Source organism: Paraburkholderia graminis C4D1M, from assembly GCF_000172415.1.
Taxonomy (GTDB): domain Bacteria; phylum Pseudomonadota; class Gammaproteobacteria; order Burkholderiales; family Burkholderiaceae; genus Paraburkholderia; species Paraburkholderia graminis.
The window spans coordinates 55,244-79,828 of record NZ_ABLD01000026.1 but is presented as its reverse complement, the minus strand read 5'-3'; the positions used below and the strand labels follow the sequence as shown (position 1 = coordinate 79,828).

30 protein-coding genes and 1 riboswitch are annotated in these 24,585 nt (G+C 64.7%); of the genes, 1 reads left to right on the top strand and 29 read right to left on the bottom strand.

The genetic code is table 11. The annotated features are described in order from the left end of the window. Positions 1-18 precede the first annotated feature (18 nt). Positions 19-1,233: a trypsin-like peptidase domain-containing protein gene (locus BGRAMDRAFT_RS28180; RefSeq protein ID WP_006052297.1), complete on the top strand. Its 1,215-nt coding sequence runs from the start codon at positions 19-21 to the stop codon at positions 1,231-1,233. Between the two features lie 140 nt (positions 1,234-1,373). Here BGRAMDRAFT_RS28180 and tatC read toward each other — a convergent pair whose 3' ends face one another. From tatC to BGRAMDRAFT_RS28030, 29 genes are all read right to left on the bottom strand, one after another. Then, complete coding sequence (gene tatC / locus BGRAMDRAFT_RS28175; protein WP_006052296.1) at positions 1,374-2,153, bottom strand: twin-arginine translocase subunit TatC; 780 nt, start codon at positions 2,151-2,153, stop codon at positions 1,374-1,376. A 34-nt stretch (positions 2,154-2,187) separates the two neighbouring features. Then, positions 2,188-2,715 carry a Sec-independent protein translocase protein TatB gene (tatB, locus tag BGRAMDRAFT_RS28170; RefSeq protein WP_006052295.1) on the bottom strand — a complete coding sequence of 176 codons (528 nt, stop codon included), beginning with the start codon at positions 2,713-2,715 and terminating at the stop codon, positions 2,188-2,190. A 39-nt stretch (positions 2,716-2,754) separates the two neighbouring features. Continuing rightward, complete coding sequence (gene tatA / locus BGRAMDRAFT_RS28165) at positions 2,755-2,997, bottom strand: Sec-independent protein translocase subunit TatA (protein WP_006052294.1); 243 nt, start codon at positions 2,995-2,997, stop codon at positions 2,755-2,757. Between the two features lie 274 nt (positions 2,998-3,271). Further along, complete coding sequence (locus BGRAMDRAFT_RS28160; RefSeq protein ID WP_006052293.1) at positions 3,272-3,637, bottom strand: histidine triad nucleotide-binding protein; 366 nt, start codon at positions 3,635-3,637, stop codon at positions 3,272-3,274. Between the two features lie 90 nt (positions 3,638-3,727). Next, positions 3,728-4,123, bottom strand: coding sequence for a DUF4870 family protein (locus BGRAMDRAFT_RS28155; RefSeq protein ID WP_006052292.1), 396 nt, complete (start codon positions 4,121-4,123; stop codon positions 3,728-3,730). Positions 4,124-4,244: 121 nt separating this feature from the next. Further along, the gene (locus BGRAMDRAFT_RS28150; RefSeq protein ID WP_006052291.1) at positions 4,245-4,637 is read right to left on the bottom strand and encodes a phosphoribosyl-ATP diphosphatase; all 393 of its coding nucleotides are present in this window, start codon (positions 4,635-4,637) and stop codon (positions 4,245-4,247) included. After that, positions 4,634-5,044 (bottom strand): phosphoribosyl-AMP cyclohydrolase, encoded by a 411-nt coding sequence (gene hisI, locus BGRAMDRAFT_RS28145; RefSeq protein ID WP_006052290.1) that lies wholly within the window; start codon positions 5,042-5,044, stop codon positions 4,634-4,636. The genes BGRAMDRAFT_RS28150 and hisI overlap by 4 nt, the downstream gene beginning before the upstream one ends. A gap of 1 nt (position 5,045) precedes the next feature. After that, complete coding sequence (gene hisF / locus BGRAMDRAFT_RS28140; RefSeq protein ID WP_006052289.1) at positions 5,046-5,819, bottom strand: imidazole glycerol phosphate synthase subunit HisF; 774 nt, start codon at positions 5,817-5,819, stop codon at positions 5,046-5,048. 314 nt (positions 5,820-6,133) lie between these two features. Further along, the gene (hisA, locus tag BGRAMDRAFT_RS28135; protein ID WP_006052288.1) at positions 6,134-6,886 is read right to left on the bottom strand and encodes a 1-(5-phosphoribosyl)-5-[(5-phosphoribosylamino)methylideneamino]imidazole-4-carboxamide isomerase; all 753 of its coding nucleotides are present in this window, start codon (positions 6,884-6,886) and stop codon (positions 6,134-6,136) included. 214 nt (positions 6,887-7,100) lie between these two features. Then, a complete protein-coding gene (hisH, locus tag BGRAMDRAFT_RS28130; RefSeq protein ID WP_006052287.1) occupies positions 7,101-7,742 on the bottom strand; it encodes an imidazole glycerol phosphate synthase subunit HisH in 642 nt (213 codons plus the stop codon). Beyond that, positions 7,739-8,359, bottom strand: coding sequence for a YchE family NAAT transporter (locus BGRAMDRAFT_RS28125; RefSeq protein WP_006052286.1), 621 nt, complete (start codon positions 8,357-8,359; stop codon positions 7,739-7,741). The genes hisH and BGRAMDRAFT_RS28125 overlap by 4 nt, the downstream gene beginning before the upstream one ends. 51 nt (positions 8,360-8,410) lie before the next feature. Next, positions 8,411-8,998: an imidazoleglycerol-phosphate dehydratase HisB gene (gene hisB, locus BGRAMDRAFT_RS28120; protein WP_006052285.1), complete on the bottom strand. Its 588-nt coding sequence runs from the start codon at positions 8,996-8,998 to the stop codon at positions 8,411-8,413. A gap of 85 nt (positions 8,999-9,083) precedes the next feature. Next, positions 9,084-10,154, bottom strand: coding sequence for a histidinol-phosphate transaminase (gene hisC / locus BGRAMDRAFT_RS28115; protein ID WP_006052284.1), 1,071 nt, complete (start codon positions 10,152-10,154; stop codon positions 9,084-9,086). Positions 10,155-10,354: 200 nt separating this feature from the next. After that, on the bottom strand, positions 10,355-11,677 hold the full coding sequence (hisD, locus tag BGRAMDRAFT_RS28105; protein WP_006052283.1) for a histidinol dehydrogenase: 1,323 nt from the start codon (positions 11,675-11,677) through the stop codon (positions 10,355-10,357). 61 nt (positions 11,678-11,738) lie between these two features. Next, the gene (hisG, locus tag BGRAMDRAFT_RS28100; protein ID WP_006052282.1) at positions 11,739-12,437 is read right to left on the bottom strand and encodes an ATP phosphoribosyltransferase; all 699 of its coding nucleotides are present in this window, start codon (positions 12,435-12,437) and stop codon (positions 11,739-11,741) included. Further along, positions 12,434-13,696, bottom strand: coding sequence for a UDP-N-acetylglucosamine 1-carboxyvinyltransferase (murA, locus tag BGRAMDRAFT_RS28095; RefSeq protein ID WP_006052281.1), 1,263 nt, complete (start codon positions 13,694-13,696; stop codon positions 12,434-12,436). Before murA ends, hisG begins: the two co-directional genes overlap by 4 nt. 111 nt (positions 13,697-13,807) lie before the next feature. After that, positions 13,808-14,047 carry a BolA family protein gene (locus BGRAMDRAFT_RS28090; protein ID WP_006052280.1) on the bottom strand — a complete coding sequence of 80 codons (240 nt, stop codon included), beginning with the start codon at positions 14,045-14,047 and terminating at the stop codon, positions 13,808-13,810. 15 nt (positions 14,048-14,062) lie between these two features. Next, entirely contained in the window at positions 14,063-14,827 is a 765-nt protein-coding gene (locus BGRAMDRAFT_RS28085) for an ABC transporter permease (protein ID WP_006052279.1), read from the bottom strand. Beyond that, entirely contained in the window at positions 14,824-15,756 is a 933-nt protein-coding gene (locus BGRAMDRAFT_RS28080) for an ABC transporter ATP-binding protein (RefSeq protein WP_006052278.1), read from the bottom strand. Before BGRAMDRAFT_RS28080 ends, BGRAMDRAFT_RS28085 begins: the two co-directional genes overlap by 4 nt. Before the next feature lie 271 nt (positions 15,757-16,027). Then, entirely contained in the window at positions 16,028-16,339 is a 312-nt protein-coding gene (locus BGRAMDRAFT_RS28075) for an STAS domain-containing protein (protein WP_006052277.1), read from the bottom strand. Continuing rightward, a complete protein-coding gene (locus BGRAMDRAFT_RS28070; RefSeq protein WP_006052276.1) occupies positions 16,336-16,968 on the bottom strand; it encodes an MlaC/ttg2D family ABC transporter substrate-binding protein in 633 nt (210 codons plus the stop codon). Before BGRAMDRAFT_RS28070 ends, BGRAMDRAFT_RS28075 begins: the two co-directional genes overlap by 4 nt. A gap of 120 nt (positions 16,969-17,088) precedes the next feature. After that, complete coding sequence (locus BGRAMDRAFT_RS28065) at positions 17,089-18,150, bottom strand: MlaA family lipoprotein (protein ID WP_006052275.1); 1,062 nt, start codon at positions 18,148-18,150, stop codon at positions 17,089-17,091. An 11-nt stretch (positions 18,151-18,161) separates the two neighbouring features. Next, a complete protein-coding gene (gene mlaD, locus BGRAMDRAFT_RS28060) occupies positions 18,162-18,716 on the bottom strand; it encodes an outer membrane lipid asymmetry maintenance protein MlaD (RefSeq protein WP_006052274.1) in 555 nt (184 codons plus the stop codon). Positions 18,717-18,804: 88 nt separating this feature from the next. Then, positions 18,805-19,572 (bottom strand): lipid asymmetry maintenance ABC transporter permease subunit MlaE, encoded by a 768-nt coding sequence (mlaE, locus tag BGRAMDRAFT_RS28055; RefSeq protein WP_044021931.1) that lies wholly within the window; start codon positions 19,570-19,572, stop codon positions 18,805-18,807. Positions 19,573-19,580: 8 nt separating this feature from the next. Next, entirely contained in the window at positions 19,581-20,402 is an 822-nt protein-coding gene (locus tag BGRAMDRAFT_RS28050) for an ABC transporter ATP-binding protein (protein WP_006052272.1), read from the bottom strand. Positions 20,403-20,495: 93 nt separating this feature from the next. Continuing rightward, positions 20,496-21,608: a thiamine phosphate synthase gene (thiE, locus tag BGRAMDRAFT_RS34080; RefSeq protein ID WP_006052271.1), complete on the bottom strand. Its 1,113-nt coding sequence runs from the start codon at positions 21,606-21,608 to the stop codon at positions 20,496-20,498. Beyond that, entirely contained in the window at positions 21,605-22,420 is an 816-nt protein-coding gene (locus BGRAMDRAFT_RS28040) for a thiazole synthase (protein WP_029971276.1), read from the bottom strand. Before BGRAMDRAFT_RS28040 ends, thiE begins: the two co-directional genes overlap by 4 nt. Before the next feature lie 129 nt (positions 22,421-22,549). Continuing rightward, entirely contained in the window at positions 22,550-22,747 is a 198-nt protein-coding gene (thiS, locus tag BGRAMDRAFT_RS28035) for a sulfur carrier protein ThiS (protein WP_006052269.1), read from the bottom strand. A 69-nt stretch (positions 22,748-22,816) separates the two neighbouring features. Continuing rightward, the gene (locus BGRAMDRAFT_RS28030; RefSeq protein WP_006052268.1) at positions 22,817-23,947 is read right to left on the bottom strand and encodes an FAD-dependent oxidoreductase; all 1,131 of its coding nucleotides are present in this window, start codon (positions 23,945-23,947) and stop codon (positions 22,817-22,819) included. 219 nt (positions 23,948-24,166) lie between these two features. Further along, a riboswitch (TPP riboswitch) is annotated at positions 24,167-24,290 on the bottom strand. Between the last annotated feature and the right edge of the window lie 295 nt (positions 24,291-24,585).

The following is a 24,585-nucleotide window of genomic DNA, read 5'->3' as shown; positions in this document are numbered from 1 at the left end:
TAAACCTCTAGTCTTCAGATGCTTAGACGCTTCTGGCTGTTCTTTGCCCAAGCGGTGACTGTGCTGTTGGCGCTGATGTTCATCATCGCGACCCTCAAACCGCAGTGGCTTCAGCGTCAAGGGCAATTCGGCAAGCAACTTGCCGAACCGATCGTCGCACTGCGCGAAGTCGCGCCTGGCATGGGCAGCGGGCCCGCAACGGCGTCTTATGCCGACGCCGCGCAAAAGGCCATGCCCGCGGTCGTAAACGTCTTTTCCAGCAAAGATGGCTCACTGCCGCCGGACCCGCGCGCGAAAGACCCGCTGTTCCGCTACTTCTTCGGCGACAAGAACAATCGCAGGCAGCGCGAACAACCGGCCGCGAACCTGGGCTCCGGGGTGATCGTGAGTTCGGAAGGGTACATTCTAACGAACCAGCACGTCGTCGACGGTGCGGATCAGATTGAAATCGCGCTCGCCGACGGACGCACCACGAACGCCAAGGTCATCGGCATCGATCCGGAAACGGATCTGGCCGTGCTCAAGGTCAACATGACCAATCTGCCCACCATCACGCTCGGCCGCATGGAGCAGACGCGCGTGGGCGACGTGGTGCTGGCCATCGGCAATCCGTTCGGCGTCGGGCAGACGGTCACCATGGGCATGTCAGCGCGCTCGGCCGCATCACCCTCGGCATCAATAGTGTTCGAAAACTTCGCGCGCAGCGATGCGGCGATGAATCCCGGCAACTCGGGCGGCGCGCTCGTCGACGTCAACGGCAATCTGCTCGGCATCAACACCGCTATTTACTCGCGCTCGGGCGGCTCGCTCGGCATCGGCTTCGCGATTCCGGTGTCGACTGCGCGCAGCGTGCTCGAAAGCATCATCACGACGGGTTCGGTCACGCGCGGCTGGATTGGCGTCGAGCCGCAAGACGTGACGCCGGAAATCGCCGAGTCGTTCGGACTCGACCAGAAGTCGGGCGCGATCGTCGCGGGCGTGCTGAAGAACGGTCCCGCCGACCGCGCGGGCATCAAGCCAGGCGACATCCTGATGAGCGTCAACGGTCAGGAAATCACCGACACCACGCGCCTGCTGAACGTGATCGCGCAGATCAAGCCGGGCACGGCCGCCAAGGTGCATCTGGTGCGCAAGAACCGCGAGCTCGATGTCGACGTGGTCATCGGCAAGCGCCCGCCTCCGCCGAAACAGCCCGCCGACGACAGCGAGCAGCAGGACGACGAAGGCGGTTGAGCGCAAGCGGTGCGCGGGTAGTAGCGCCCGTGCCGAATCCGCTGGTAGAACGTAGAACGTAAAAAGGGCAGTCCGTTGCGGACTGCCCTTTTGCTTTGTTTGCTTACGCGTTGCAGCCGCGCCACGCGGCGTGCATTGCATCAGCCCGGCGGACTCGCGTCCTCGACCACCGCCGGCTGCTTGCCGACAATCAACCGCGCCGCGATGATCCCCGCCTCGTACAAAACGATCAGCGGAATGGCCAGAATCAGTTGCGAGAAGACGTCCGGCGGCGTGACGACAGCCGAAATCACGAACGCGCCGACGATCACATACGGCCGGATTTCCTTTAGCTTCTTCAGCGTCACGACGTTCATGCGCACGAGCAGCACGACGACGATCGGCACTTCAAACGTCACGCCGAACGCAATGAACATGGTGAGCACGAAGCTCAGATAATTGTCGATGTCCGTCGTCATCTCCGCGCCGAGCGGCGCGTTGTAATGCGCCATCACGCGAAAGATGGTGGGAAACACAACGAAATACGCGAACGCCATGCCGCAGAGAAACAGCGTATAGCTGCTGCCGACGAGCGGCCCGACCAGCTTCTTCTCGTGCTGATAAAGACCCGGCGCGACGAACGCCCAGATCTGATACAGCACGATAGGCAGCGCGATCACGAAGGCGACCAGCATGGTCACTTTCATCGGCACGAAGAACGAGCCGGTGACGTCGGTCACGATCATCTTGCCGTCTTTGGGCAGGTTCTGCATCAGCGGGCGCGCCAGCAGCCGGAAGATGTCCGGCGCCCAATACACGAGTCCGATAAACACCACGATGACGGCAAGGCCCGCGCGGATGATGCGGTCGCGCAATTCAACGAGGTGGGAAATGAAGGTCTCTTCAGTGCCTTCGTCCTGGCTTTTCTGGGGGTCGCTCACACCGGCCCTCGGTTAGAGATTGTCGTTCTGATCATCAGAAAAACCGCGTCGGACGACGCATGCTGGCAGGCGTATGCCGCGCGACGCGTGCCGCCCCGGACTGCACGCGCGTGCGGCGCGTGGTCGCGCGCTTGTACCAGGTGGGCATTGCCGTTTGCTTGACGCGCCAGTTCTTGCGCTTCGCCGCCGCGGCGGGCGTGCTGTTCTGCCACGAAGTGCTGCCGGCATTGCCGGCGTCTTCGAGCGCCCCGCCGGCGATGCTCGGCGACACGGACGTCCCGCTGTTCCACGCGTCGTTCAGTTCGCTCTCATGCTTGCGCAGGTTTTCCTGAACTGCCGTTTCGACGTTGCTCGCCGCCGTCTCGAACTCGGTTTTCATGCGACGCAATTCGTCGAGTTCGATTTCCCGCGTGACTTCCGACTTGACGTCGTTGATGTAGCGCTGCGCGCGGCCAAACAGCGCGCCCGCCGTGCGGGCGACGCGCGGCAGCCGCTCAGGGCCGAGCACGACCAGTGCGACGACGCCGATGAGCGCCATCTTGGTTAGACCGAGGTCCAGCATGGAGGGAAATGTCCGTCAGTAACGCGGTTGGCCCGCGGCTTAGCGGTAATCGCCCGAACGCGGGGTCTTTTCCTTGGCTTCCACATCCACCGCGCCGTTGCGCGGCAGTTCGCGCTGCTGCTGCGCGTCCGCCGAAGGCGTTTCGTTCTCGCGCATGCCTTCCTTGAAGCCCTTCACAGCGCCACCCAGATCGCCGCCGATGTTGCGCAGCTTCTTCGTGCCGAACACGAGCGCCACGATCAGCAACACGATCAACCAATGCCAAATACTCAACGAACCCATGACTACTCTCCTTAACCCCGACGCCGCATGTAATGCGGCAAAAACTCGTCTGCCTTGCGGCGTGAATCGAAGCGCTTGCGCTTCATCTATACGTTACAGCAGCGTTGCCGCGCGTGCCGCTGTTTCGCCAGGACCTCGCACGCCGGACCTCGCCCGTATTGTGGCCAGAGAATCGCGTCGCCAAAATTACAGCGCGGCAAAAACAGCGAGGCAAAAATGCTATGCACCCGGCAACGTCTGCGCGGCCCGGCCAAGCCAGGCTGCGCCAGGCCCATTAACCCATGCGCTGCCACGGACGCGGCCCCGCCAGAATGTGCGCGTGCAGGTGATACACCTCTTGCCCGCCGCCCGGGCCGGTATTGATGACCGTGCGGAAGCCGGTTTCGCCACCGGTGTACGCCACGCCCAACTGATCGGCCAAACGCGCGGTCAAAACAAGCATTCTACCAAGCATGGGCGCATCGCTTTCGGTGCAGTCCGTAAGCGTGGCGATGTGCTTGCGCGGAATGACCAGCACATGCGTTTCGGCCGCCGGACGGATGTCGCGGAAGGCAAGAAACTCTTCGTCTTCATGGACTTTGGTCGACGGGATCTCGCCGGCGGCGATCTTGCAGAAGAGGCAATTCGGGTCGTGACTCATCGTATTCCTGACGCGGTAGGGCTAAAGCGCGAAGCGTGGCTCGATGCGGCAGAGCGGCTTTGCGCCGACGCCGCACGACGTGACACCAATTCAGAACCACGCCCGCGGATTCGCAAGCGGCTTGTTATCGTACAGATACAGCCAGCCCTTGATAATACGGTACAACATCCAGATGCTGACGGCCCACAACACCGCAAAGCCGATGAAGACGAACACCAGCAGCCCGCCTATCGCGTAACCCAGCAGGCCGATCCAGAAGGTGCGGATCTGCCACTCGAAATGCGGTTCATACGGCGTGCCGGCCGCGTCGCCGCGCTTCACGTAATTGATGATGATCGCGATCAGGATCGTCAGGCCGCCCGTCAGCCAGTGAACCGCATACAGCGCGTACAGCACATGCGTCAGCGTGCGCAGGCTGCGTTCCCGCTCCGGCTCGATCGCGTGGCGGTAAGCCGGCGGCGGATAACTCTGGTGCGACTGTTCCATGCTGCGTCCTCCGGACGATGGGTTTGCGATGCGTTCACTGCAATGTGGGCGCCGGCGCTCGCCACTTCAAGGCAAACCGCGCGAAGAAACAGCAGAAATCGCACTCGGGAAAATCGCGCGCTCAGTCGCCGTTCTGCTCGCGCTCGCGGCTCTTGCGCAGCGCTTTTTCCTCGATGCCCGACATGCCTTCGCGGCGCTCCAGCTCGGCGAGCACGTCCGCGGGGCTCAGATCGTAGTGCGACAGCATGACGAGGCAATGGAACCACAGATCCGCGACCTCGCCGACGAGCGCCTTCGTCTCGCCGCCGTGGCGCGTGTCCTTGGCGGCCAGCACGACTTCGGTGGCTTCTTCGCCGATTTTCTTCAGCACCGCGTCGTCGCCCTTATGGAACAGGCGCGACACATACGACACGTCCGGGTCGCCGCCCTTGCGGCTGTCGATGATCGCCGCGAGGCGCATCAACGTATCGGTCGTGGATGGATTGGCGGATGCGGCTTGGGTGGTCTGCGTCATTTGTAGATGTGTTCGGGGTCTTTCAGCACGGGATCGACGGCAATCCAGTCGCCGTCGTCGGTCGAGCCTTCGAATTTCTGGAAAAAACACGAGTGGCGGCCGGTGTGGCACGCAATGCCGGACACCTGCTCCACCTTCAGCAGCACGACGTCTTCGTCGCAATCGAGCCGCACTTCATGCACGTGCTGAACGTGGCCGGACTCCTCGCCCTTGAACCACAGGCGCTGGCGCGAGCGGGAGAAGTACACCGCGCGGCCGAGTTCGACGGTTTTCGCCAACGCCTCGCGGTTCATCCACGCGAACATCAGCACGTCGTTCGTCGACGCTTCCTGCGCGATCACCGGCACAAGGCCGTTCGCGTCCCACTTGACCTTGTCGAGCCAATTGACTGCCGTTGGATTCACCACGTCACAACCTCACTGAAATGCCCTGCCCGGCCATGAAGCGCTTGGCCTCGCCCACCGTGTGCTCGCCGTAGTGGAAGATGCTGGCGGCGAGTACCGCGTCGGCGTGGCCGTTCTTGATGCCGTCGGCGAGATGCTGCAGATTGCCGACGCCGCCCGAGGCGATCACCGGAATCGGCACCGCGTCGGAGACCGCACGCGTGAGCGCGAGGTCGAAGCCGCTTTTCGTGCCGTCGCGATCCATGCTGGTCAAGAGGATTTCGCCCGCGCCGAGCTCGGCCATCTTGCGCGCCCATTCGACGGCTTCGAGGCCGGTCGCCTTGCGTCCGCCGTGCGTGAAGACTTCCCAGCGCGGCGGCTCACCGTCCGCGGAAACGCGCTTGGCGTCGATCGCGACCACGATGCATTGCGAGCCGTATTTGTCCGTGGCGTCCTTGACGAGCTGCGGATTCGCCACCGCCGACGAGTTCATGCTGATCTTGTCCGCGCCCGCGTTGAGCAGGCGCCGCACGTCTTCGACGGCGCGCACGCCGCCGCCGACCGTCAGCGGAATGAACACTTGCGAGGCGACTGCTTCGATGATCGGCAGGATCAGGTCGCGCTGGTCGGAAGTCGCGGTGATGTCGAGGAAAGTGAGTTCGTCCGCGCCCTGATCGTCGTAACGGCGCGCGATTTCCACGGGATCGCCCGCGTCGCGCAGTTCGACGAAGTTGACGCCCTTGACCACGCGGCCGGCGGTGACGTCGAGACAGGGAATGATGCGTTTAGCTAGAGCCATGATCTTGCAATTCTGCCAATACCGCTGATGGGGCCGCTCGCCTGGACCGCAGGCGAGCGGTGATGGGCCGGGGTGCCGGGCCGAGTTGCTCGCGGCGGGTTCGGCGCGTGGCGCTTGGGGCGCTTGGGGCGCTTGTTCAGAAAGCCACCGCCAACTGCGGCTCGCATTGCGCCGCATGCAGGCGAGCAGGTGAGCAGGCATGCAGCGCGTGCTTGCGTGCGGCGGGCGTTGTCCTCAGACGCGAGGCTGACCACGCCGCCGCGCTCATCCGTTCAACCGCTCGCCCACTCGCCCGCTGCGCAGCCGAGCAGCGCTCAGGCGTCGTCCGATTCGCGCAGCCGGTCTGCCAAAGTCTGCGCGGCCGTGAAGTCGAGATCGCCCGAGTAGATCGCCCGGCCGCAGATCACGCCTTCAATGCCTTCGCCCTCGACTTCGCACAGCGATTCGATGTCGGCGAGATTCGACAGCCCGCCGCTTGCGATCACCGGAATCTTCACGGCGCGCGCAAGGCGCACCGTCGCCTCGATGTTGATGCCCTGGAGCATGCCGTCGCGGCCGATGTCCGTGTAGATGATCGACTCGCAGCCGTAGTCCTCGAACTTGCGCGCCAGATCGGCCACTTCGTGACCCGTCAGCTTGCTCCAGCCGTCGGTCGCGACCTTGCCGTCTTTCGCATCCAGCCCGACGATGATATGGCCGCCGAACGCCGTGCACGCGTCCTGCAGGAAGCCCGGATTTTTCACCGCGGCCGTGCCGATGATCACGTACTCGAGACCGTCGTCGAGATAGCGCTCGATGGTGTTCAGGTCGCGGATGCCGCCGCCGAGCTGCACGGGAATCTCGCCGCCCACTTCCTCGATGATCGCGCGAATCGCGTCTTCGTTCCTCGGCTTGCCGGCGAACGCGCCGTTCAGGTCGACGAGGTGCAGACGGCGCGCGCCGCGCTCGACCCAATGTCGGGCCATCGCCGCCGGTTCCTCGGAGAATATCGTCGCCTGGTCCATATCGCCCTGTTTGAGGCGTACACACTGACCGTCTTTCAGGTCGATGGCGGGGATCAGCAGCATAGCAATCGGGTGTTGAGTGGGAATGGGTTGAAGGTCGGCGGCGGCGGCTGGTCGGCCAGCCCGCCCAAACGCCGTCTCGCTAGTTTAGTACAACTCTTTCGACGCTCTTGCGCACCGGCGGCGCAAAGCGAAATCAGGATGCCGCCGCCGCAGCGCGCGGCGAATGCCCCGCTCGCGGCAAAACAGCGCACCGCGGCAGCAGGAAGCGAGGCGCTCACGGGTTCCAGTGCACGAAGTTGCGATACACGCGCAGCCCGGCTTCGGCGCTCTTTTCCGGGTGAAACTGGGTCGCGAAGATGTTGTCCCGCGCGACCGCCGACGTAAAAGGCACGCCGTACACGGTCTCGCCTGACGTGTGCGCGGCATTATCCGGCACCACGTAATAGCTATGCACGAAGTAGAAGAACGCATTGTCGGCCACGCCGTCCCACAGCGGATGCGGCTGCGCCTGACGCACGCGGTTCCAGCCCATCTGCGGGACCTTGAAGCGCGAGCCGTCGTCCTGCACCTGGCCTTCCAGGTCGAAGCGCAGCACCTTGCCCGGCAGGAGCCCGAGGCCAGGCGTGCCGCCCTCGGCGCTCCAGTCGAACAGCATCTGCTCGCCCACGCACACGCCCATCAGCGGCTTCGTGCGCGACGCTTCCACGACCGCTTCCTGCAGGCCGGACTCGGCGAGACTGCGCATGCAATCGGGCATCGCGCCCTGGCCGGGCAGCACGACGCGGTCGGCCGCGCGGATCGCTTCCGGCTGGTCGACGATCGCCACGTCCGCTTCCGGCGCGGCCTTGCGCAACGCCTGCGCCACCGAGCGCAGGTTGCCCATTCCGTAATCCACAATCGCTATCGAAGTTTTCATTTCAAAGTAGGCAGCAAAGCCTTCAATCCATCGACGATGAATTCCACCGCCAGCGCCGATAACATCAAACCCATGAGCCGCGTGCCGATGTTGATACCGGTGCGACCGACCCAGCGTGCAATCGGTTCAGCGAGGCGCAGCGAAAAAAAGCAGATCGCCGCCAGCACCGCGCCGATCGCGATCAGACCGATGCGGTCGTACCAATGCGGCGAGCTGGCCGCATAGATGATCGTCGTGCTGATCGCGCCGGGCCCGGTCAACAGCGGAATGGCCAGCGGCACGACCGCGATGTTGTCCTTCTGCTCGGCTTCGTCGCGCTCTTCGGGCGTCGAACGACTGTTGCCGATCTGCGCGTTCAGCATGTTGATCGCCATCAGCAGCATGATGATGCCGCCGCCCACTTCGAGCGAACCGACCGAAATGCCGAAGAAGCTGATGATCTGCTGCCCGAGCAGCGTCGTCACCGCGATCACGCAGAACACCGAAATAGCCGCGATCCGAATGGTCCTGCGCCGTTCGACGTCGCTCTGATTCGCCGTCAGGCTCATGAAGAACGGAATCGCGCCGACCGGATTGATCAGCGCGAGCAGCGAGATAAACGACTTCAGAATATCCATTGAACACCGGGCGCGCGCACGGCGCGGTTCCGGTCCCGGTAAATAAGTCGCTTAAAGACTGCCTTTGGTCGACGGAATCTGCCCCGCCGCGCGCTCGTCCAGTTCGACGGCCATGCGCAGCGCGCGGCCGAACGCCTTGAACACCGTTTCCATTTGATGGTGAGCGTTCAGGCCGCGCAGATTGTCGATATGCAACGTCACGCCCGCATGGTTCACGAAGCCGCGAAAGAATTCGATCGACAGATCCACGTCGAACGTGCCGATGCGCGCACGCGTGAACGGCACATGAAACTCGAGGCCCGGACGGCCCGAAAAGTCGATCACGACGCGCGACAGCGCTTCGTCGAGCGGCACATACGAATGACCGTAGCGGCGAATGCCCTTGCGGTCGCCGATTGCTTTCGCGACGGCCTGGCCGAGCGTGATGCCGGTGTCTTCGACCGTATGATGGTCGTCGATATGCAGGTCGCCATGCGCTTCAATGTCGAGATCGAACAGGCCATGCCGCGCGATCTGGTCGAGCATGTGGTCCAGGAACGGCACGCCGGTGGCCAGCTTCTGCTGACCGGTGCCGTCCAGGTTGATCTTGACACGGATCTGCGTTTCGCTGGTGTTGCGAACGACTTCCGCAAGGCGCATGGTAATTCCTCGAATCTGGCTAGAAAGCGCTAGTAGTGTGGGAGGGGAGCGGCGAGCCGCCGCTTAATGCACGCTTATCGCACGCTCAGTGCAATACGAGCTTCAGCGCGGCAAGCAACTGGGCGTTTTCGTCGGGAGAACCAACGGTCAAACGCACGCAATTCGCCAGCAATGGGTGCATTTTACTCACGTTTTTGACCAGAACCCGCGACGTGAGCAGGGTTTCGAACAGAATCGACGCGTCGGGCACGCGCACCAGCAGAAAATTGCCGGCGCTCGGAAACACTTCGGCACCGGGCAATTGAGCGACGGCGTCTGCGAGTTTCGTACGCTCGTCGCGCAATTTCGCCGCCTGCGAGTCGAGCACGTCGACGTGATCGAGCAGGAAATCCGCGGCCGCCTGGGTCAGCACGTTCGTGTTGTACGGCGGGCGCACCTTGTCGAGTTCGTTAAGCCACGCGGGCTTGCCAACCAGATAGCCGAGGCGGATGCCGGCGAGACCCAGCTTCGACACCGTGCGCATCACGACCACGTTGTCGAACGCGTCGGCGCGCGGCAGCCAGCTTCGCTGCGCAAACGGCTGATAAGCCTCGTCGATTACGACCAGGCTCTTCGTCGCCGCGGCGATAATGCGCTCCATGTCGGCGTCGTTAAAGAGCGTGCCGGTCGGGTTGTTCGGATACGCGAGATACACAACCGCGGGCTGGTGCTCGGCAATGGCTGCAAGCATCGCCTCGGTGTCGAGCGTGAAGTCGCTGTTCAGCGGCACGCCGACGAATTCGAGGTTCGCCAGCTTCGCCGACATCTGATACATGATGAAGCCCGGCACAGGCGCGAGCACCTTGGCGCCCGGCTTCGCGCAGGCAATCGACAGCATGCTGATGATCTCGTCCGAGCCGTTGCCGAGCAGCACGTCGCAACCGGCCGGCACGCCCATCGTGCGTTTGATCTTCTCGATGAGCGCTTCCGGACGCGGCGCCGGATAGCGGTTCAACGCGACGCCCGCCAGATGCTCGCCGAGATGCGCGGCCAGCGTCGGCGGCAGCGAAAACGGGTTCTCCATTGCGTCGAGCTTGATGTAGCCGGTGGCGTCGGGTACCGGATAGCTCGTCATCGCGAGCACGTCGTGGCGGATGATGTCTTGAGGTGTCGTCATAAGTCAGTGGGCCGGGCCGCGCGCGTCGCATGCAAGGCGCATGGAACGCTGCGGACACGCCTCGTTGCGCGGCAGGCTCGCCGCGCCGGGTTGGTCTGTGTTGTGCGTTTGTTGTTCGTTCTTGTTATGAGGCGGCGATTCGTCGAACGGCTTATGCGGGGCAAGGCGCGCAGCGGTGGAGCGACTGAGCCCCGATCCGCTCAACCGCCTTGCCGCATCCGGTACTCGGCGCTGCGGGCGTGCGCCTGCAAGCCTTCGCCGTACGCCAGTTCGGCGGCAATTTCGCCGAGCGTCTGCGCGCCTTCCGCGCTCACTTCGATCACGCTCGAACGCTTGAAGAAATCATAGACGCCGAGCGGCGACGAGAACCGTGCGGTACGCGACGTAGGCAGAACGTGGTTCGGTCCCGCGCAGTAGTCGCCGAGGCTCTCGCTCGTATAGCGGCCGAGGAAGATCGCGCCCGCATGGCGGATCAGTTGCCCCCATTGATGCGGCTCCAGCGCCGATATCTCAAGGTGTTCCGGCGCGATGTCGTTGGCGATCGCGCAGGCTTCGGCCATGTCGCGCACCTTGACGAGCGCGCCGCGCCCTTCCAGCGATGCCTGAATCACGTCGCGGCGCGGCATGGTGGGCAGCAGTTCGTCGATGGCGTCCTTCACGCGGCCAATGAACGCGTCGTCCGGACACAGCAGAATGGACTGCGCGAGTTCGTCGTGCTCGGCTTGCGAGAACAGGTCCATCGCGACCCAGCGCGGATCGGTCGTCCCATCGCACAGCACGAGAATTTCCGACGGCCCGGCGATCATGTCGATGCCGACCGTGCCAAACACACGCCGCTTGGCCGACGCGACATACGCGTTGCCGGGGCCGCAAATCTTGTCGACGGCCGGCACGGTTTCGGTGCCGTACGCGAGCGCGCCTACAGCCTGCGCGCCGCCGATCGTGAACACGCGATCCACGCCGCCGAGCAACGCCGCCGCCAGCACGAGCGGATTCTTCACGCCGTCCGGCGTGGGCACCACCATGACGATCTCGCGCACGCCGGCCACGCGCGCCGGAATCGCATTCATCAGCACCGACGACGGATACGCCGCCTTGCCGCCCGGCACATAGATGCCCGCGCGATCGAGCGGCGTGACCTTCTGGCCGAGCACGGTGCCGTCGGCTTCGGTGTACTGCCAGCTATGGCTGCCGCACTCGATCTTCTGCTTCTCGTGATAGCCGCGCACGCGCGCCGCCGCCGCTTCGAGCGCCGCGCGGCGCTTCGGCTCGAGACTTTCGAGCGCCGCTTCCAGCTCGGAGATAGGCAGCTCCAGCGCCGCGACGCTCTTTGCGTCGAGCCGGTCGAAGCGGTTCGTGTACTCGAGCACCGCCGCGTCGCCGCGCGCCTTCACGTCGTTCAGGATCTGCGCGACCGAGCGCTCGATTGCTTCGTCTTCGCTCGCCTCGAACGCGAGCACCGCGTGCAGCGACTTCTGGAAGTCGCGAGCCGTGGAATCGAGTTTGCGAATCTTGATAGACATACGGGTATCCGTTTCGGTAAGGCGCGCTTTAAAGCGAGGTCAGACTGATTCGATGCGGATGTCAGGCCGCCGCAACGCCGGCTTTGGTCGCGCGTTCGAACGCGTCGAGAATCGGCCGCAATGCAGCGCGCTTGAGCTTCAGCGCCGCCTGGTTCACCACGAGGCGCGATGAAATCTGCATGATTTCCTCCACCTCCACCAGATGGTTGGCGCGCAACGTATTGCCCGAACTCACCAGATCGACGATCGCATCCGCGAGACCGACGAGCGGCGCGAGCTCCATCGAACCATACAGCTTGATCAGGTCGACGTGCACGCCCTTGGCGGCGAAATGCTCGCGTGCGGTCTCGACGTACTTGGTCGCGACGCGCAAGCGCGCGCCCTGGCGCACCGCGTTCGCATAATCGAAACCCGCGGCAACCGCGACCGACATGCGGCAACGCGCGATGTCCAGGTCCACCGGCTGATACAGCCCGCTGCCGCCGTGTTCGAGCAGCACGTCTTTGCCCGCGACGCCGAAGTCGGCCGCGCCGTATTCGACGTAGGTCGGCACGTCGGTCGCGCGAACGATGATCACGCGCAGGTTCGCGTCGGTGGTCGGCAGGATCAGCTTGCGCGAGCTTTCCGGATCTTCGGCGACTTCGATGCCGGCCGCGGCGAGCAGCGGCAGCGTTTCTTCAAAGATACGCCCCTTCGACAAAGCCAGCGTCAACGGCGCGCTGACCGCCGGCGAACTCGACGTTTGCGGCATCGAACTCATGCCTGGCTCCCGGCAATGCGCCGCACCTTCGCGCCGATCGCGTTGAGCTTGGTTTCCATCCGGTCGTAGCCGCGATCCAGGTGATAGATACGGTCGATCAGCGTCTCGCCTTCCGCGCGCAACGCGGCAATCACGAGGCTCGCCGACGCGCGCAGATCCGTCGCCATGACCTTCGCGCCCGACAGGTTTTCGACGCCCGTCACGAGCGCGGTCTTGCCGTCGGTCGTGATGTTGGCGCCGAGGCGGTTCAGCTCCTGCACGTGCATGAAGCGGTTCTCGAAGATCGTCTCGACGACCTGCGCCTTGCCGTCCGCCACCGTGTTCAGCGCCATGAACTGCGCCTGCATGTCGGTCGGGAACGCCGGGTACTCGGACGTGCGGAACGACACCGCGCTCGGACGCTTGTCCATGCGCACGCGCATCCAGTCGTCGCCTTCGTCGATCGTCACGCCCGCTTCGCGCAGCTTGGCGGTCACCGCGTCCAGAGTCTGCGGACGCACGTTCTTCAGCGTGACGTCGCCGCCGGCCGCCGCCACCGCGCACAGGAACGTGCCGGCTTCGATGCGGTCCGGAATCACCGTGTGCTTTGCGCCGTGCAGCTTGTCCACGCCCTGGATCACGAGACGGTCAGTGCCGATGCCTTCGATCTTCGCGCCCATCTGCACGAGCAGGTGCGCGAGGTCGCCCACTTCCGGTTCGCGCGCCGCGTTCTCGATGACGGTTTCGCCTTCGGCGAGCACGGCTGCCATCAGCAGGTTCTCGGTGCCGGTCACGGTGATCATGTCGGTGATGATGCGCGCGCCCTTCAGCCGCTCCGCACGCGCTTCGATGAAGCCGTGATCGATCGTGATCTCGGCGCCCATCGCCTGCAGGCCCTTGATGTGCTGATCGACCGGACGCGCGCCGATCGCGCAACCGCCCGGCAGCGACACGCGCGCGTGCCCAAAGCGTGCGACGAGCGGCCCGAGCACGAGGATCGACGCGCGCATGGTCTTGACCATTTCGTACGGCGCGACGAGGTTGTCGACCTTCGACGCGTCGAGCGACACGCGCCCTTCAGCACTTTCGATGCGCACGCCCATTTGCCCGAGCAGCTTGAGCATGGTGCGCACGTCCTGCAAATCGGGCACGTTGTCGAGCTGCACCGGCTCCGCGCTCAGCAAACTCGCGCACAGAATCGGCAACGCCGCGTTCTTCGCACCCGAGACAACGACCTCACCCGACAGCGGGTAGCCACCTTCAATGACGAGTTTGTCCATGCCTGTGTGTTCCTGATCGATCCGGACTTCAGCCGGAACTGCCTTGATTGTGTTCGACGCGCCGCTGCCGGCGTCGCGTCCTTCCTGAGTAATTCGCACTAAATTTCCAGATTACGCGTTCTGCCATTCGGCGGGCGTCAGCGTTTTCATGCTGAGCGCGTGGATTTCTTCGCGCATGCGGTCGCCGAGCGCCGCATACACGAGTTGATGACGCTGGATCAGACGCTTGCCCTCAAAGCTCGGAGAAACGATGGTCGCAAAGAAATGCTGACCGTCGCCTTCGACTTCGAGATGCTGGCAAGCGAGCCCAGCGGCGATGTATTGCTTGACCTGTTCGGGAGTCGGCAACATGTGAGAAGCTCCTCGTCAGTGGCGCAGCTTGTAGCCGGACGCGAGCATGCGCATCGCCACCACGGCCAGCACCACGAAGAAACCGGCGACGATCGCAAGGCTCACGAGCGGATTGATATCCGACATCCCGAAGAAGCCATAGCGAAAGCCGTCGATCATGTAGAAAAAAGGATTGAGCCGCGATATTTCCCGCCACACCGGCGGCAGCGTATGCGTCGAGTAGAACACGCCTGAGAGAAACGTGAGCGGCATGATCAGAAAATTCTGGAATGCGGCGAGCTGGTCGAACTTCTCGGCCCAGATGCCCGCGATCAAACCGAGCGTGCCGAGAATCGCGGCGCCGAAAATCGCAAACAGAATGATGTAGAGCGGCGCGGTGAAGCTGACGGGCACAAACCAGATCGTCACGATGAACACTCCGAAACCGACCGCGAGACCGCGCGCGACGGCCGCGAGAACATACGCGGCGAACATCTCGTAGTGCGACAGCGGCGGCAGCAGCACGAACACCAGATTACCGGTGATTTTCGACTGGATCAGCGACGACGAACTGTTCGCAAACGCATTCTGCAACACGCTCATCATCACGAGGCCCGGCACCAGAAAACTCGTGTATTCGACGCCCGGATAAACCTGCACATGATTGCGCAGCGCGTGGCCGAAAATGGTCAGATACAGCAGCGCCGTGATGATGGGCGCAAGCACGGTCTGGAATGACACTTTCCAGAAGCGCAGGATTTCTTTATAGAACAGCGTGCCGAAACCGCTATAGCCGCTCATGCGAGCCCCTCGATCACTTCCGGACCGTTCATCACCTGAACGAAAACATCTTCGAGGTCGGCTTTACGGACCTCGATTTCTTCGAATGTGCAGCCCGCCGCGCGGCATTGCGCGAGAATCTTCTCGACGTCGTCATAACTCGCGAGACGCAGCAGATGCTGGCGGCCATTGCCGTTGCCCGCGCCGCCCTCGGCTTCGAGCGGGCGCAGTTCGGCGGGCAGCACGCCTTGCGCGAAACGCACGAACAGTTGCATGCCGGCGAAGCGCTGCAGCAGCGTGCTGGTACGGTCCAGCGCCACCACTTCGCCGCGACGCAGCATCGCGATGCGGTCGCACAGCGATTCGGCTTCCTCGAGATAGTGCGTGGTCAGCACGATGGTGTGGCCTTCGCGGTTCAGGCGCGAGATGAATTTCCACAGCGTCTGGCGCAACTCGACGTCGACGCCCGCGGTCGGCTCGTCGAGCACGATCACCGGCGGCCGATGCACCAATGCCTGCGCGACCAGCACGCGGCGCTTCATGCCGCCCGACAGCGCGCGCATGTTGGCGTCGGCTTTCTCGGTGAGGTCGAGATTGGCCATGATTTCGTCGATCCACGCGTCGTTATTGCGCAGCCCGTAGTAGCCGGACTGGATGCGCAAGGTTTCGCGCACCGTGAAGAACGGATCGAACACGAGTTCCTGCGGCACCACGCCCAACGCGCGGCGCGCCGCGCGGAAGTCGCCCACGACGTCGTGGCCGCGCACCGCGATGCTGCCTTCGTCCGCGCGCGCGAGTCCCGCGAGAATGCTGATGAGCGTTGTCTTGCCCGCGCCGTTCGGACCGAGCAGCCCGAAGAACTCGCCTTCTTCCACCGTGAGGCTGACGCCCTTGAGCGCCTGCAAGTCCTTGTAGCGCTTTTTGACGTTACGAATTTCTATGGCTGACATGACAGTGCGCCGCGTGCGTCGCGGCGCTTAAAGGAGCCCTGGGCGGGCGCAAAGTGCTGGAAAAAACGGAATTGGGGCCGGTGGGATTGCCCTAACCGTGGCCCAAAAAACGTTTGATTATAGGGCAAAACCTGGCGGCCCTATCTCAGTCCGGGGGATGGCGGGAAGCGTGATGAACGCGTCAGGTGCGCGCGCGTGTGGCGCTGACGGCAAGCTGGCGAACGACGTGCGCTGAATCGCGTGAAGCCGGCGCTGAAGCGCGCCGGACCGCTCACGCGGCGCGAGCGCCTTCGATGGAACCGGCGATCAACGTATCGACGCCGTAGGCTTGCGCGAGACTCGCGAGCCCGGCCGGCAGATTGAGAACTTCGAATGCGCCGCCGCGCGCCTGAGCGGCCCGCCGCCATGCGAGAAGCACGGCCAGCGCCGATGAATCGAACTGCGTGAGCGGCGCGCAATCGACGCCGCCCGCGCCCGCAGCGATTCGCTCGAGACCCGCCGCGAGCGCGGCCTTTGCGCTCGCGTGGGTCAGCGTCGCGCCGCTCGCGAACCGTTGAGCGACGGGGCTCAGCACTTCGCTCACGACTGCTTGCCCGCGGCGAGTTGCTGATTGCGCTGCGTGAGGAACTGGATCAGTCCGTCGACGCCCTTCTGCTGGATCTGCTCGCTGAACTGCTGCTGATAAGCCTGGATCAGCCACGCGCCGAGCACGTTGATGTCATACACGCGCCAGCCTTGCGGCGTCTTGTACAGACGGTAGTCGAGCTCGATCGGCGAACCGTTGTTCATCACGACCGAACGGACCACCGTGTCGGTGTCGTCGGGATTCATGCGGAACGGCTTGTACTGGATCTGCTGGTCGCGCACCTGCGCGAGCGCGCCCGAATACGTGCGGATCAGCAGCATCTTGAACTGTTCGACGACCTGGCTCTGCTGCTCGGGCGTCGCCGTGCGCCAGTTGCGGCCCATCGCCAGTTGCGTGGTGCGGCGGAAGTCCGTGTACGGCAGGATCTTTTCGTTGACGAGACGCGTGATGTGCGAAATGTCGCCCTGCTGGATCGACTTGTCGGCGCGCACCGCGTCGATCACCTGCTGGGTGACGGTCTTGACGAGCACGTCGGGCGCGCTGCTGTCGACGGCTTGCGCCGATGCTCCAACACTCACGAAAGAGAACAACGCAGCAAACAACGGAATCAGAAAGAATTTTTTCATATCGAGCCTTGCTTAAAAAATAGTGCAACCGTTTGAGGCGACATTAACACGCGAGTTCAGCGGCAATCCATGCGCAAACTGCGAGAGTCGTATCGATCTGTTACGGCCGCGCCGGCACGCTCATCGCAACTTGAACGACGGTAAGTTGAAGCGCGTGGGCGGCACCAGTTGACCCGCCGGAATCTGCGTGGTTTCCGGACCGCCGTTGAGGTCGAGCGGCGGCGTTTCCGCGCCCGAAGCCGCTTCGGGCGCCGAGGCGCCGTTCGCCGTTGCAGCGGCTGACGCGGCTTGCGGCGGCGTCACGGCGCTCACACCGGATGCACCGGATGCAGCCGACGCCTTGGCGGCAGCACCGCTCGTTCCCGCCGCGCCCGCGGTTCCGGTCACTGCACCGGCCGGCGCGCCGGCGGGCGTGCCGTCGACGTCTTCGTACTTCGGCAGCGGCGCTTCATCGCCATAGTTCGGCAGCGCCTGCGACTGCTTGCCGTCCGACAGCAGATACTCGCGGCGTTGCAGATATGCGTTGCGCACGAACGAATACTTGTCGAGCGCGGCGCCTTCCAGCACGTCGCTCGCATTCAGCAGATTCGCACGCGTATTGACGATGTTCAGACCGTACAGCGCCCAGCTCAAGCCCGCCGGATCGACGTAGCTGAGCGGGTTGATATAGTAATTGCCGATCGAGCCGACCGCGTCGCGCGCGGTGCTCGGCCCGAACAGCGGCAGCACCAGATACGGACCGGCAGGCACGCCGTAGTGGCCGAGCGTCAGGCCGAGGTCGTTGTCGTGCTTGGGCAGCTTCGCGAGCGTCGCCACGTCGAACAATCCGCCGACACCGAAGATCGTATTGATCACGATCCGCATGATGTCCTGCACGCCGTCGGTGATCTTCAGTTGCAGCAGGTTGTTCGCCGCAATGTAGACGTCGCCGATGTTCGAGAAGAAGTTCGTCACGCTGTCGCGCACCGGCTGCGGCGTGATGAACACATAGCCCTTCGCGACGGGCTTCAGCGCGTACTGGTCGAGCTTGTCGTTGACCGTGAAGATGGTGCGGTTCAGGCCTTCGAGCGGATCGCCCTTGGTCGGCGTCTGCACCGTCGTGCAACCGGCCAGGATCGCGGCCGCAACCGCCAGTCTACCCATCCGGAAGACGCGCGCGCCCCCGGCCTGTAAGGTCTGCATTGTTGTTCTCCTTATTGACCGGCCGAGCCGGAAGCGGGCACCGCCGCCGCGGGTGCCGGAGCGGGTGCTGCCGCCGGTGCCACCGATGCGGCGCCCGGCTTCGATGCGCCCGAATCGGCCGCTTTGCTGTAGAGGAACTGTCCGATCAGGTTTTCAAGCACGATTGCCGATTGCGTCATCGAAATGGTGTCGCCGGCTTTGAGCATCTCGGTATCGCCGCCCGGTTCGAGGCCGATGTATTGCTCGCCGAGCAGCCCCGAAGTCAGGATCTTCGCCGACGTGTCTTTCGGAAACTGATACTGCTTGTCGATGTCGATCGTCACCTGCGCCTGATAGGCGTTGCTGTCGAAGCCGATCGAGGCGACGCGCCCCACCGTCACGCCCGCGCTTTTGACGGGTGCGCGCGCCTTCAATCCGCCGATATTGTCGAACTTCAGCTTGACCGGATAGGTCGCCTGGAACGACAGCGAGCTCATGTTGCCGGCCTTCAGCGCGAGAAACAGCAGCGCCACGAAACCCAACACCACGAACAGGCCGACCCAGAAGTCGAGAGCAGTCTTTTTCATCGTCATCCCAAAGTGAATCGCCGCGCCGCCGTCGCGCTGCCGCGCGCGCTCAGTGACGCGCCGCAGCGGCAAAACAGGCAACGCAGTCTTAACTGAACATCAGCGCGGTCAGCAGAAAATCGAGGCCGAGCACCGCGAGCGACGCATACACGACCGTCTTCGTCGTGGCGCGCGACACGCCCTCGGGCGTCGGCCGCGCTTCGTAGCCCTGGAAGAGCGCCACGAACGTCACCGCAAGGCCGAACACCACGCTTTTGACGACGCCCGCGCCGACATCGCGCCAGACGTCCACGCCGCCTTGCATCTGCGACCAGAACGCGCCGGCATCGACACCGATCAGCAGCACGCCGACCACATAGCCGCCCGCGATACCGACCGCGCTGAAAATCGCCGCGAGAATCGGCATCGAGATAATGCCGGCCCACAGACGCGGCGCGACCACGACCTTGACCGGGTCGACCGCCATCATTTCCATCGCGGTGAGCTGCTCGCCCGCTTTCATCAAGCCGATTTCCGCGGTGAGCGAGGTGCCCGCGCGGCCGGCGAAAAGCAGCGCCGTGACGACCGGCCCGAGTTCGCGCACGAGCGAGAGCGCGACCAGCAGCCCGAGCGCCTGCTCGGAACCATAGCGATTGAGCGTGTAATAACCCTGCAAGCCGAGCACGAAGCCGACGAACAGCCCCGACACCGCAATGATCACCAGCGAATAATTACCTACGAAGTGGATCTGCTTCGTGACAAGCCGCGGACGGCGCAGCAGCGGGAAGAATTCAACCAGCAGCCGGAGAAAAAAACGCGTCGCGTAGCCGGCCGTGCCGAGCCCGTCGAGCACCACGCGGCCGACCGAGGAGATCAATGTGCCGATCATGACCGCCCTCCGCCGACGCCGAAGTCCGCCGCGAGCGGCGTTCTGCTCGGATAGTGGAATTTGAACGGACCGTCCGGCGCGCCGTCGATGAACTGCCGCACCGTCGGATCAGTCGACGCGCGCAGTTGCGCCGGCGTGCCCTCGGCATGAACGCCGCCGTTGGCGAGGAAATACACGTAGTCCGCGATCGCGAACGACTCCGGCACGTCGTGCGTGACCAGAATCGACGTCGCGCCGAGCGCCTGGTTGAGCGCGCGAATCAGGTTCGCGGTGATGCCAAGCGAGATCGGGTCGAGGCCGGCGAACGGCTCGTCGTACATCATCAGTTCGGGGTCGAGGGCGATGGCGCGCGCGAGCGCCACGCGCCGCGCCATGCCGCCGGAAATCTCCGACGGCAGCAGGTCGCGCGCGCCGCGCAGGCCGACCGCGTTGAGCTTCATCAGCACGAGGTCGCGGATCAGTTCCTCCGGGAGATCGGTGTGCTCGCGCAGCGCAAACGCCACGTTTTCGAACACCGACATGTCCGTGAACAGCGCGCCGAACTGGAACAGCATGCCCATCTTGCGGCGCAGCGCGTACAGGCCGTCGCGCGTTTGCGCGCCGACGTTCTCGCCGTGGAACAGGATCTCGCCGCGCTGCGCGCGAACCAGACCGCCGATCAGCCGCAGCACCGTTGTTTTGCCGCAACCCGAACCGCCCATGACCGCGACGACCTGGCCGCGCGGAAAGCGCAGGTTCAGGTTCGACAGGACGAGCCGGTCGCCGTAACCGAAGTCGACGTCGCGCAGCTCGAGTAAGGTCTCGGATGGGGAAGACACTGAGTGACAATCCTTTTGCACGGAAGGCCGAATTATAGGGCCATCATGCAAATGTTGCCGTGAGGCGCCCTGTCCCTTAACCAATCATGACGATTATTGCGTAAAAGCTTGTTGCAGTGCGGCAACGGCGGCCGCCGGATCAGACGCTTCGGTGACCGCGCGCACCACCGCCGCACAACCGACGCCCGTCGCGAGAACCTCGGGCAGCACCTGCAAATCGATTCCGCCGATCGCGACCAGCGGCACGACGCCGTCCAGCAGCCGGACGTAGCGCGCGAGGCGCTTGACGCCCTGCGGCGCGGTCGGCATCACTTTCGTCGTGGTCGGGAACACCGCTCCCAACGCGATATAGCTCGGGCGGAAGTGCAGCGCCTTCAGAATTTCGTAGAAGCCGTGCGTCGACAGACCGAGCCGGATGCCGGCCGCCGCCAGCGCCGCCAGATCCGCCGTGTGCACGTCTTCCTGGCCGAGGTGCACGCCGTAGGCGCCCGCATCGAGCGCGGCCTGCCAGTGATCGTTGATGAAAACCTGCGCGTCGTGCCGCTTTCCCGCCGCGACGCAGCGGGCGATCTCGCGCTGAAGCTCGTCGGCGGGATGGGCGGACTTGCGGCGCAGTTGCACCGTTTTCACGCCGTAGCCGACCACGCGTTCGACCCACTCGGCGCTCGGCAGCACCGGATAAAGTCCGAGCCGCTCGGGGCAGCGCGGGAACGGCTGCGCCGGCGCTTGCGGCAAACCGGCAAGACGCGGAAAGACGGCCAGATCGCAGGGGAAGGAGTCGCCCGCGGCGTTGGTCCGCGTTTCGTCGCCGTCGCGCCACGCGAGCGCCAGCACGAGCGCGTCGTGCGGATCGAAACCGCAGTCGAGAAACGCGGCGAGCGCGGGAATCCAGTCTTCCGCGAGATGGCCTTCCAGACGGTACTTTTCACCGCCGAGATGCAGCGTCGCCTTGTTCTCGGCGGCTTCGACCACTGCCGCGCCCTGCACGAGCCAGCGCGCCATCTGTTCGCCGTGCCGCGCGGCATCGGCGAGCACGATCAGATCGCCGCCATTCGGCTGATCCGGCGCGGTCAGGCAGATGCGCCACGGCGCGTGCGTGGGCGGCCAGTCGCCGAGACGGGCGCGGATGCGTTCGGTCGCTTCGGTGAGTTCGTCGGCGGGCGGCCAGAACAGGTCGCGGTCTTTCAGGGCCAGGGTCTGCGTCATGCGGCGCTCCCGTCCTGATGCCAGAACGGCATGCCGACCACCGGCGTGCTCGCGTGCGCACTTTCGCGCTCGGCCATCGGTCCGGCGAGAAACGCCTGACGGCCCGCTTCGACGCCCAGCGCAAACGCGCGCGCCATCGCGTCGGGATGCGTGGCCTGCGACACCGCCGTGTTCAGCAGCACGCCGTCGAAACCCCACTCCATCACCTGGGCCGCGTGCGACGGCACGCCGAGCCCTGCGTCGACGATCAGCGGCACGTCAGGCAGCCGCTCGCGCAACACTCGCAAGCCATACGGATTGATCACGCCCTTGCCGGTGCCGATCGGCGCGCCCCACGGCATCAGCGCCTCACAGCCGGCGTCCAGCAGACGGCGGCCGATCACCAGGTCTTCGGTGCAATACGGCAGCACCTTGAAGCCGTCCTTGACGAGCTTCGCCGCCGCCTCGATCAGGCCGACCGGATCGGGCTGCAGCGTGTAGTCGTCGCCGATCAGTTCGAGCTTGATCCACTCGGTTTCGAATATTTCGCGCGCCATGTGCGCGGTCGCCACCGCCTCGCCGACGGTCAGGCAACCGGCCGTGTTCGGCAACAGCGGCACGCCGTGGCGCTTGAGCAGATCGAAGAAGCCGGCTTCGGCGCCGCCTTCGTTCATCTGCCGGCGCAGCGCGACGGTCACCATGCCGGGGCGCGCGGCGTCGATCGAATCGGACAGCGATTGCAGCGACGGATAGCGCGACGTGCCAAGCAGCACCCGGCTCGCGAAGGGTTGGCCGTAGAGCGTGAGCGCGTCGGCGGTTTGGGGGGAAGTCATTTGCATCATCTGGTCTCCGGCAAGGCGGGGCGGGCGGCGATTGCTCGTGATCGTGCGTGATCGTGCGTGGTCGTGTTCGCTCGTCTGCGATTGCGTGAACGGCTGGCTTGGCTTGGCGCGGCAACGCGCTCAACCGCCGGCCACGGGCTGCACGACGTCCAGCTTGTCGCCCGGCTGCAATGCGCGCGCCGCATGCTGCGTGCGCGCGACGAAATCGCCGTTCAGCGCGACGGCGAACGGCGGCCGCGCGCCGTACGCGGCGAGCGCATCGGCGACAGTCGCGCCCTCGGGCAACGACAACGGCTTCTGATTGATATGAATGTCCATGGTGTTCGAATACGGTTCAGTCGATGGCAATTGCGCAGGCGTTCGCAGCGTCGCGCCGGCGGCCGGCGCTCACGCGGGCTCCCGCGCGCGCTGCTCGTGGAACAGTTCGCTCCAGCGCGCGGCGCGCCGCCAGTCCGCGAACGCGTCGGCGTCGCCGATGCGTCCGTCCAGCAGCGCCGCCGCGAAGCGCGCGGCTTCGTCGGCGACCTCGGGCACGATCATGTAGCCGTGCCGGTACAGCCCGTTCACGCGCAGCGTCTGCGCGCCGTCCCACAACAGCGCCGGCCGATGATCGGGCAAGGTCGGACGGCACTGCGAATTCAGCTCGAGAATGCGCGCCTCGCCGAAGCCCGGATGCACGGAAAACGCCGCGCTCAGCAGCTCCAGCGCGGATCGCACGCTGACGGGCGACATGTCCTCGCCTTCCACCTCGGTGGCGCCGATCACATACAAATCGTCCTGCTTCGGCGCGATGTAGAGCGGATAACGGGGATGCAGCAGCCGCACCGGCCGCGTCAGATTAATGCCGGGCGCGTGCACGCGCGCGACTTCGCCGCGGATGCCGCGCAGCGTCGGCAGCACGGGTTTCGCGCCGAGGCCGCGGCAGTCGATGGTGATGCGCGCAGGCGGCAGCGCCCCATCGAGCACGGGCGTATTCCAGTGCGTTTCCACACCGCGTTGCGCAAGACCCGCGGCCAACGCGCGCAGCACCTGGCGGTTGTCCAGTTGACCTTCGCGCGGCAGCAGCCAGCCCTGATTGAAGCGCCCCGCGAGCGCGGGTTCGGCCGCACCGAGTTGCGCGCCGGCGAGCGTGACGAAGCCGCCGTCCAGCAGTTCGGCCGGCGCGTTCGAGCGCACGCGTCTTTCGAACAGCGGCGCCTCGGTCCGATCCGCGTGATGCCAGACGACGAGCGTGCCATTGCGCTGGAAAAACACCGGCTCGGGCAACCCGGCCAGCACTTGCGGCCAGGTTTCGAGCGATGCCGCGCCGAGCCGCGTGATCAGAAGTTCGGCGCTGGCGGCTTCGGCAAGCGGCGCGAGCATGGCGGCCGCGACCCACGCGGCGGCCTGCGAGCCGTCGGCGTCGCCGCGCTCATAAAGCGCCACGCGATGTCCTTCTCCGGCGAGCCGCCACGCGACGAGGCGCCCGCACAGACCGCCGCCGAGCACAGCGAAATCGGGTTGTGCGGCGCGGCTCATCGTGCGCGCTCCGCTTCGATACGACGGACAAAAGCAATGCAGCGCGCGTCAAGAACGGCGCGACAAGGAGCAAAACACATAACTGAACAATAGGCGGTCATCGAGTCCTTTCCGTACGGCCGACAAAAAGCGCGTACCCAGGACGAAACCGGCGGGCAAGGCCGGCCAGGCAACATGCGTACTCCAATGAAGTACGCCGCCCGGCGGGGAATGGAAGACTGGCTGCTTCCGGAAACTTCCCGCGCCGGTATTACCCGGATCGGGTGCAAAGGGTCTCTCTCAGCCTCGCAGCCGCAGCGCGAGAATCACGCCGCTCAAGTGCAAAGCACCCCTGTTTCGTCGAAGGTCATTAGACCATAAAAGGCGCGGCGCTCGCAAACGAGCGGCGCATCGCGGCGCGCGCGGCTTGATCCGGCACCACCTTTTGCGCCTTACGCTTTAGCCGGATGAGCGGCCCACCGCTCTGGCACAATGCCACGAGAGATGACGCGGAAAACGCGGCATCGCGCGAACGGTTGGCGGTTATGTCGCGGCGGTGCTCGCGCAGAGGCGGCAGCAATGACTGCCGGCTTTGCGCCGGCGCCGCGAATTAATTTTCGCTTAAGGGCTTCGCGCCAGAATCGGCAGTCGCCGCGGCG

What these genes read in the sequence shown, in the direction of transcription:
- hisG (WP_006052282.1), bottom strand. Translation starts at nt 12,437, where the DNA reads ATGAGTTCGATGCCGCAAACGTCGAGTTCGCCGGCGGTCAGCGCGCCG.
- murA (WP_006052281.1), bottom strand. Translation starts at nt 13,696, where the DNA reads ATGGACAAACTCGTCATTGAAGGTGGCTACCCGCTGTCGGGTGAGGTC.
- BGRAMDRAFT_RS28030 (WP_006052268.1), bottom strand. Translation starts at nt 23,947, where the DNA reads ATGAGCCGCGCCGCACAACCCGATTTCGCTGTGCTCGGCGGCGGTCTG.
- thiS (WP_006052269.1), bottom strand. Translation starts at nt 22,747, where the DNA reads ATGGACATTCATATCAATCAGAAGCCGTTGTCGTTGCCCGAGGGCGCG.
- mlaD (WP_006052274.1), bottom strand. Translation starts at nt 18,716, where the DNA reads ATGAAAAAGACTGCTCTCGACTTCTGGGTCGGCCTGTTCGTGGTGTTG.
- hisA (WP_006052288.1), bottom strand. Translation starts at nt 6,886, where the DNA reads ATGCTGCTGATCCCCGCCATCGACCTGAAAGACGGTCAGTGTGTACGC.
- BGRAMDRAFT_RS28040 (WP_029971276.1), bottom strand. Translation starts at nt 22,420, where the DNA reads ATGACTTCCCCCCAAACCGCCGACGCGCTCACGCTCTACGGCCAACCC.
- BGRAMDRAFT_RS28160 (WP_006052293.1), bottom strand. Translation starts at nt 3,637, where the DNA reads ATGAGTCACGACCCGAATTGCCTCTTCTGCAAGATCGCCGCCGGCGAG.
- hisC (WP_006052284.1), bottom strand. Translation starts at nt 10,154, where the DNA reads ATGACGACACCTCAAGACATCATCCGCCACGACGTGCTCGCGATGACG.
- BGRAMDRAFT_RS28085 (WP_006052279.1), bottom strand. Translation starts at nt 14,827, where the DNA reads ATGAGCGGCTATAGCGGTTTCGGCACGCTGTTCTATAAAGAAATCCTG.
- BGRAMDRAFT_RS28155 (WP_006052292.1), bottom strand. Translation starts at nt 4,123, where the DNA reads ATGGAACAGTCGCACCAGAGTTATCCGCCGCCGGCTTACCGCCACGCG.
- tatA (WP_006052294.1), bottom strand. Translation starts at nt 2,997, where the DNA reads ATGGGTTCGTTGAGTATTTGGCATTGGTTGATCGTGTTGCTGATCGTG.
- BGRAMDRAFT_RS28150 (WP_006052291.1), bottom strand. Translation starts at nt 4,637, where the DNA reads ATGACGCAGACCACCCAAGCCGCATCCGCCAATCCATCCACGACCGAT.
- BGRAMDRAFT_RS28065 (WP_006052275.1), bottom strand. Translation starts at nt 18,150, where the DNA reads ATGCAGACCTTACAGGCCGGGGGCGCGCGCGTCTTCCGGATGGGTAGA.
- BGRAMDRAFT_RS28090 (WP_006052280.1), bottom strand. Translation starts at nt 14,047, where the DNA reads ATGTTGCCGACTCCCGAACAGGTCAAGCAATACATCGCCGCTGGGCTC.
- BGRAMDRAFT_RS28180 (WP_006052297.1), top strand. Translation starts at nt 19, where the DNA reads ATGCTTAGACGCTTCTGGCTGTTCTTTGCCCAAGCGGTGACTGTGCTG.
- BGRAMDRAFT_RS28080 (WP_006052278.1), bottom strand. Translation starts at nt 15,756, where the DNA reads ATGTCAGCCATAGAAATTCGTAACGTCAAAAAGCGCTACAAGGACTTG.
- hisF (WP_006052289.1), bottom strand. Translation starts at nt 5,819, where the DNA reads ATGGCTCTAGCTAAACGCATCATTCCCTGTCTCGACGTCACCGCCGGC.
- hisH (WP_006052287.1), bottom strand. Translation starts at nt 7,742, where the DNA reads ATGAAAACTTCGATAGCGATTGTGGATTACGGAATGGGCAACCTGCGC.
- BGRAMDRAFT_RS28070 (WP_006052276.1), bottom strand. Translation starts at nt 16,968, where the DNA reads ATGAAAAAATTCTTTCTGATTCCGTTGTTTGCTGCGTTGTTCTCTTTC.
- hisD (WP_006052283.1), bottom strand. Translation starts at nt 11,677, where the DNA reads ATGTCTATCAAGATTCGCAAACTCGATTCCACGGCTCGCGACTTCCAG.
- thiE (WP_006052271.1), bottom strand. Translation starts at nt 21,608, where the DNA reads ATGACGCAGACCCTGGCCCTGAAAGACCGCGACCTGTTCTGGCCGCCC.
- BGRAMDRAFT_RS28125 (WP_006052286.1), bottom strand. Translation starts at nt 8,359, where the DNA reads ATGGATATTCTGAAGTCGTTTATCTCGCTGCTCGCGCTGATCAATCCG.
- tatB (WP_006052295.1), bottom strand. Translation starts at nt 2,715, where the DNA reads ATGCTGGACCTCGGTCTAACCAAGATGGCGCTCATCGGCGTCGTCGCA.
- hisB (WP_006052285.1), bottom strand. Translation starts at nt 8,998, where the DNA reads ATGCGCCTTGCGGAAGTCGTTCGCAACACCAGCGAAACGCAGATCCGT.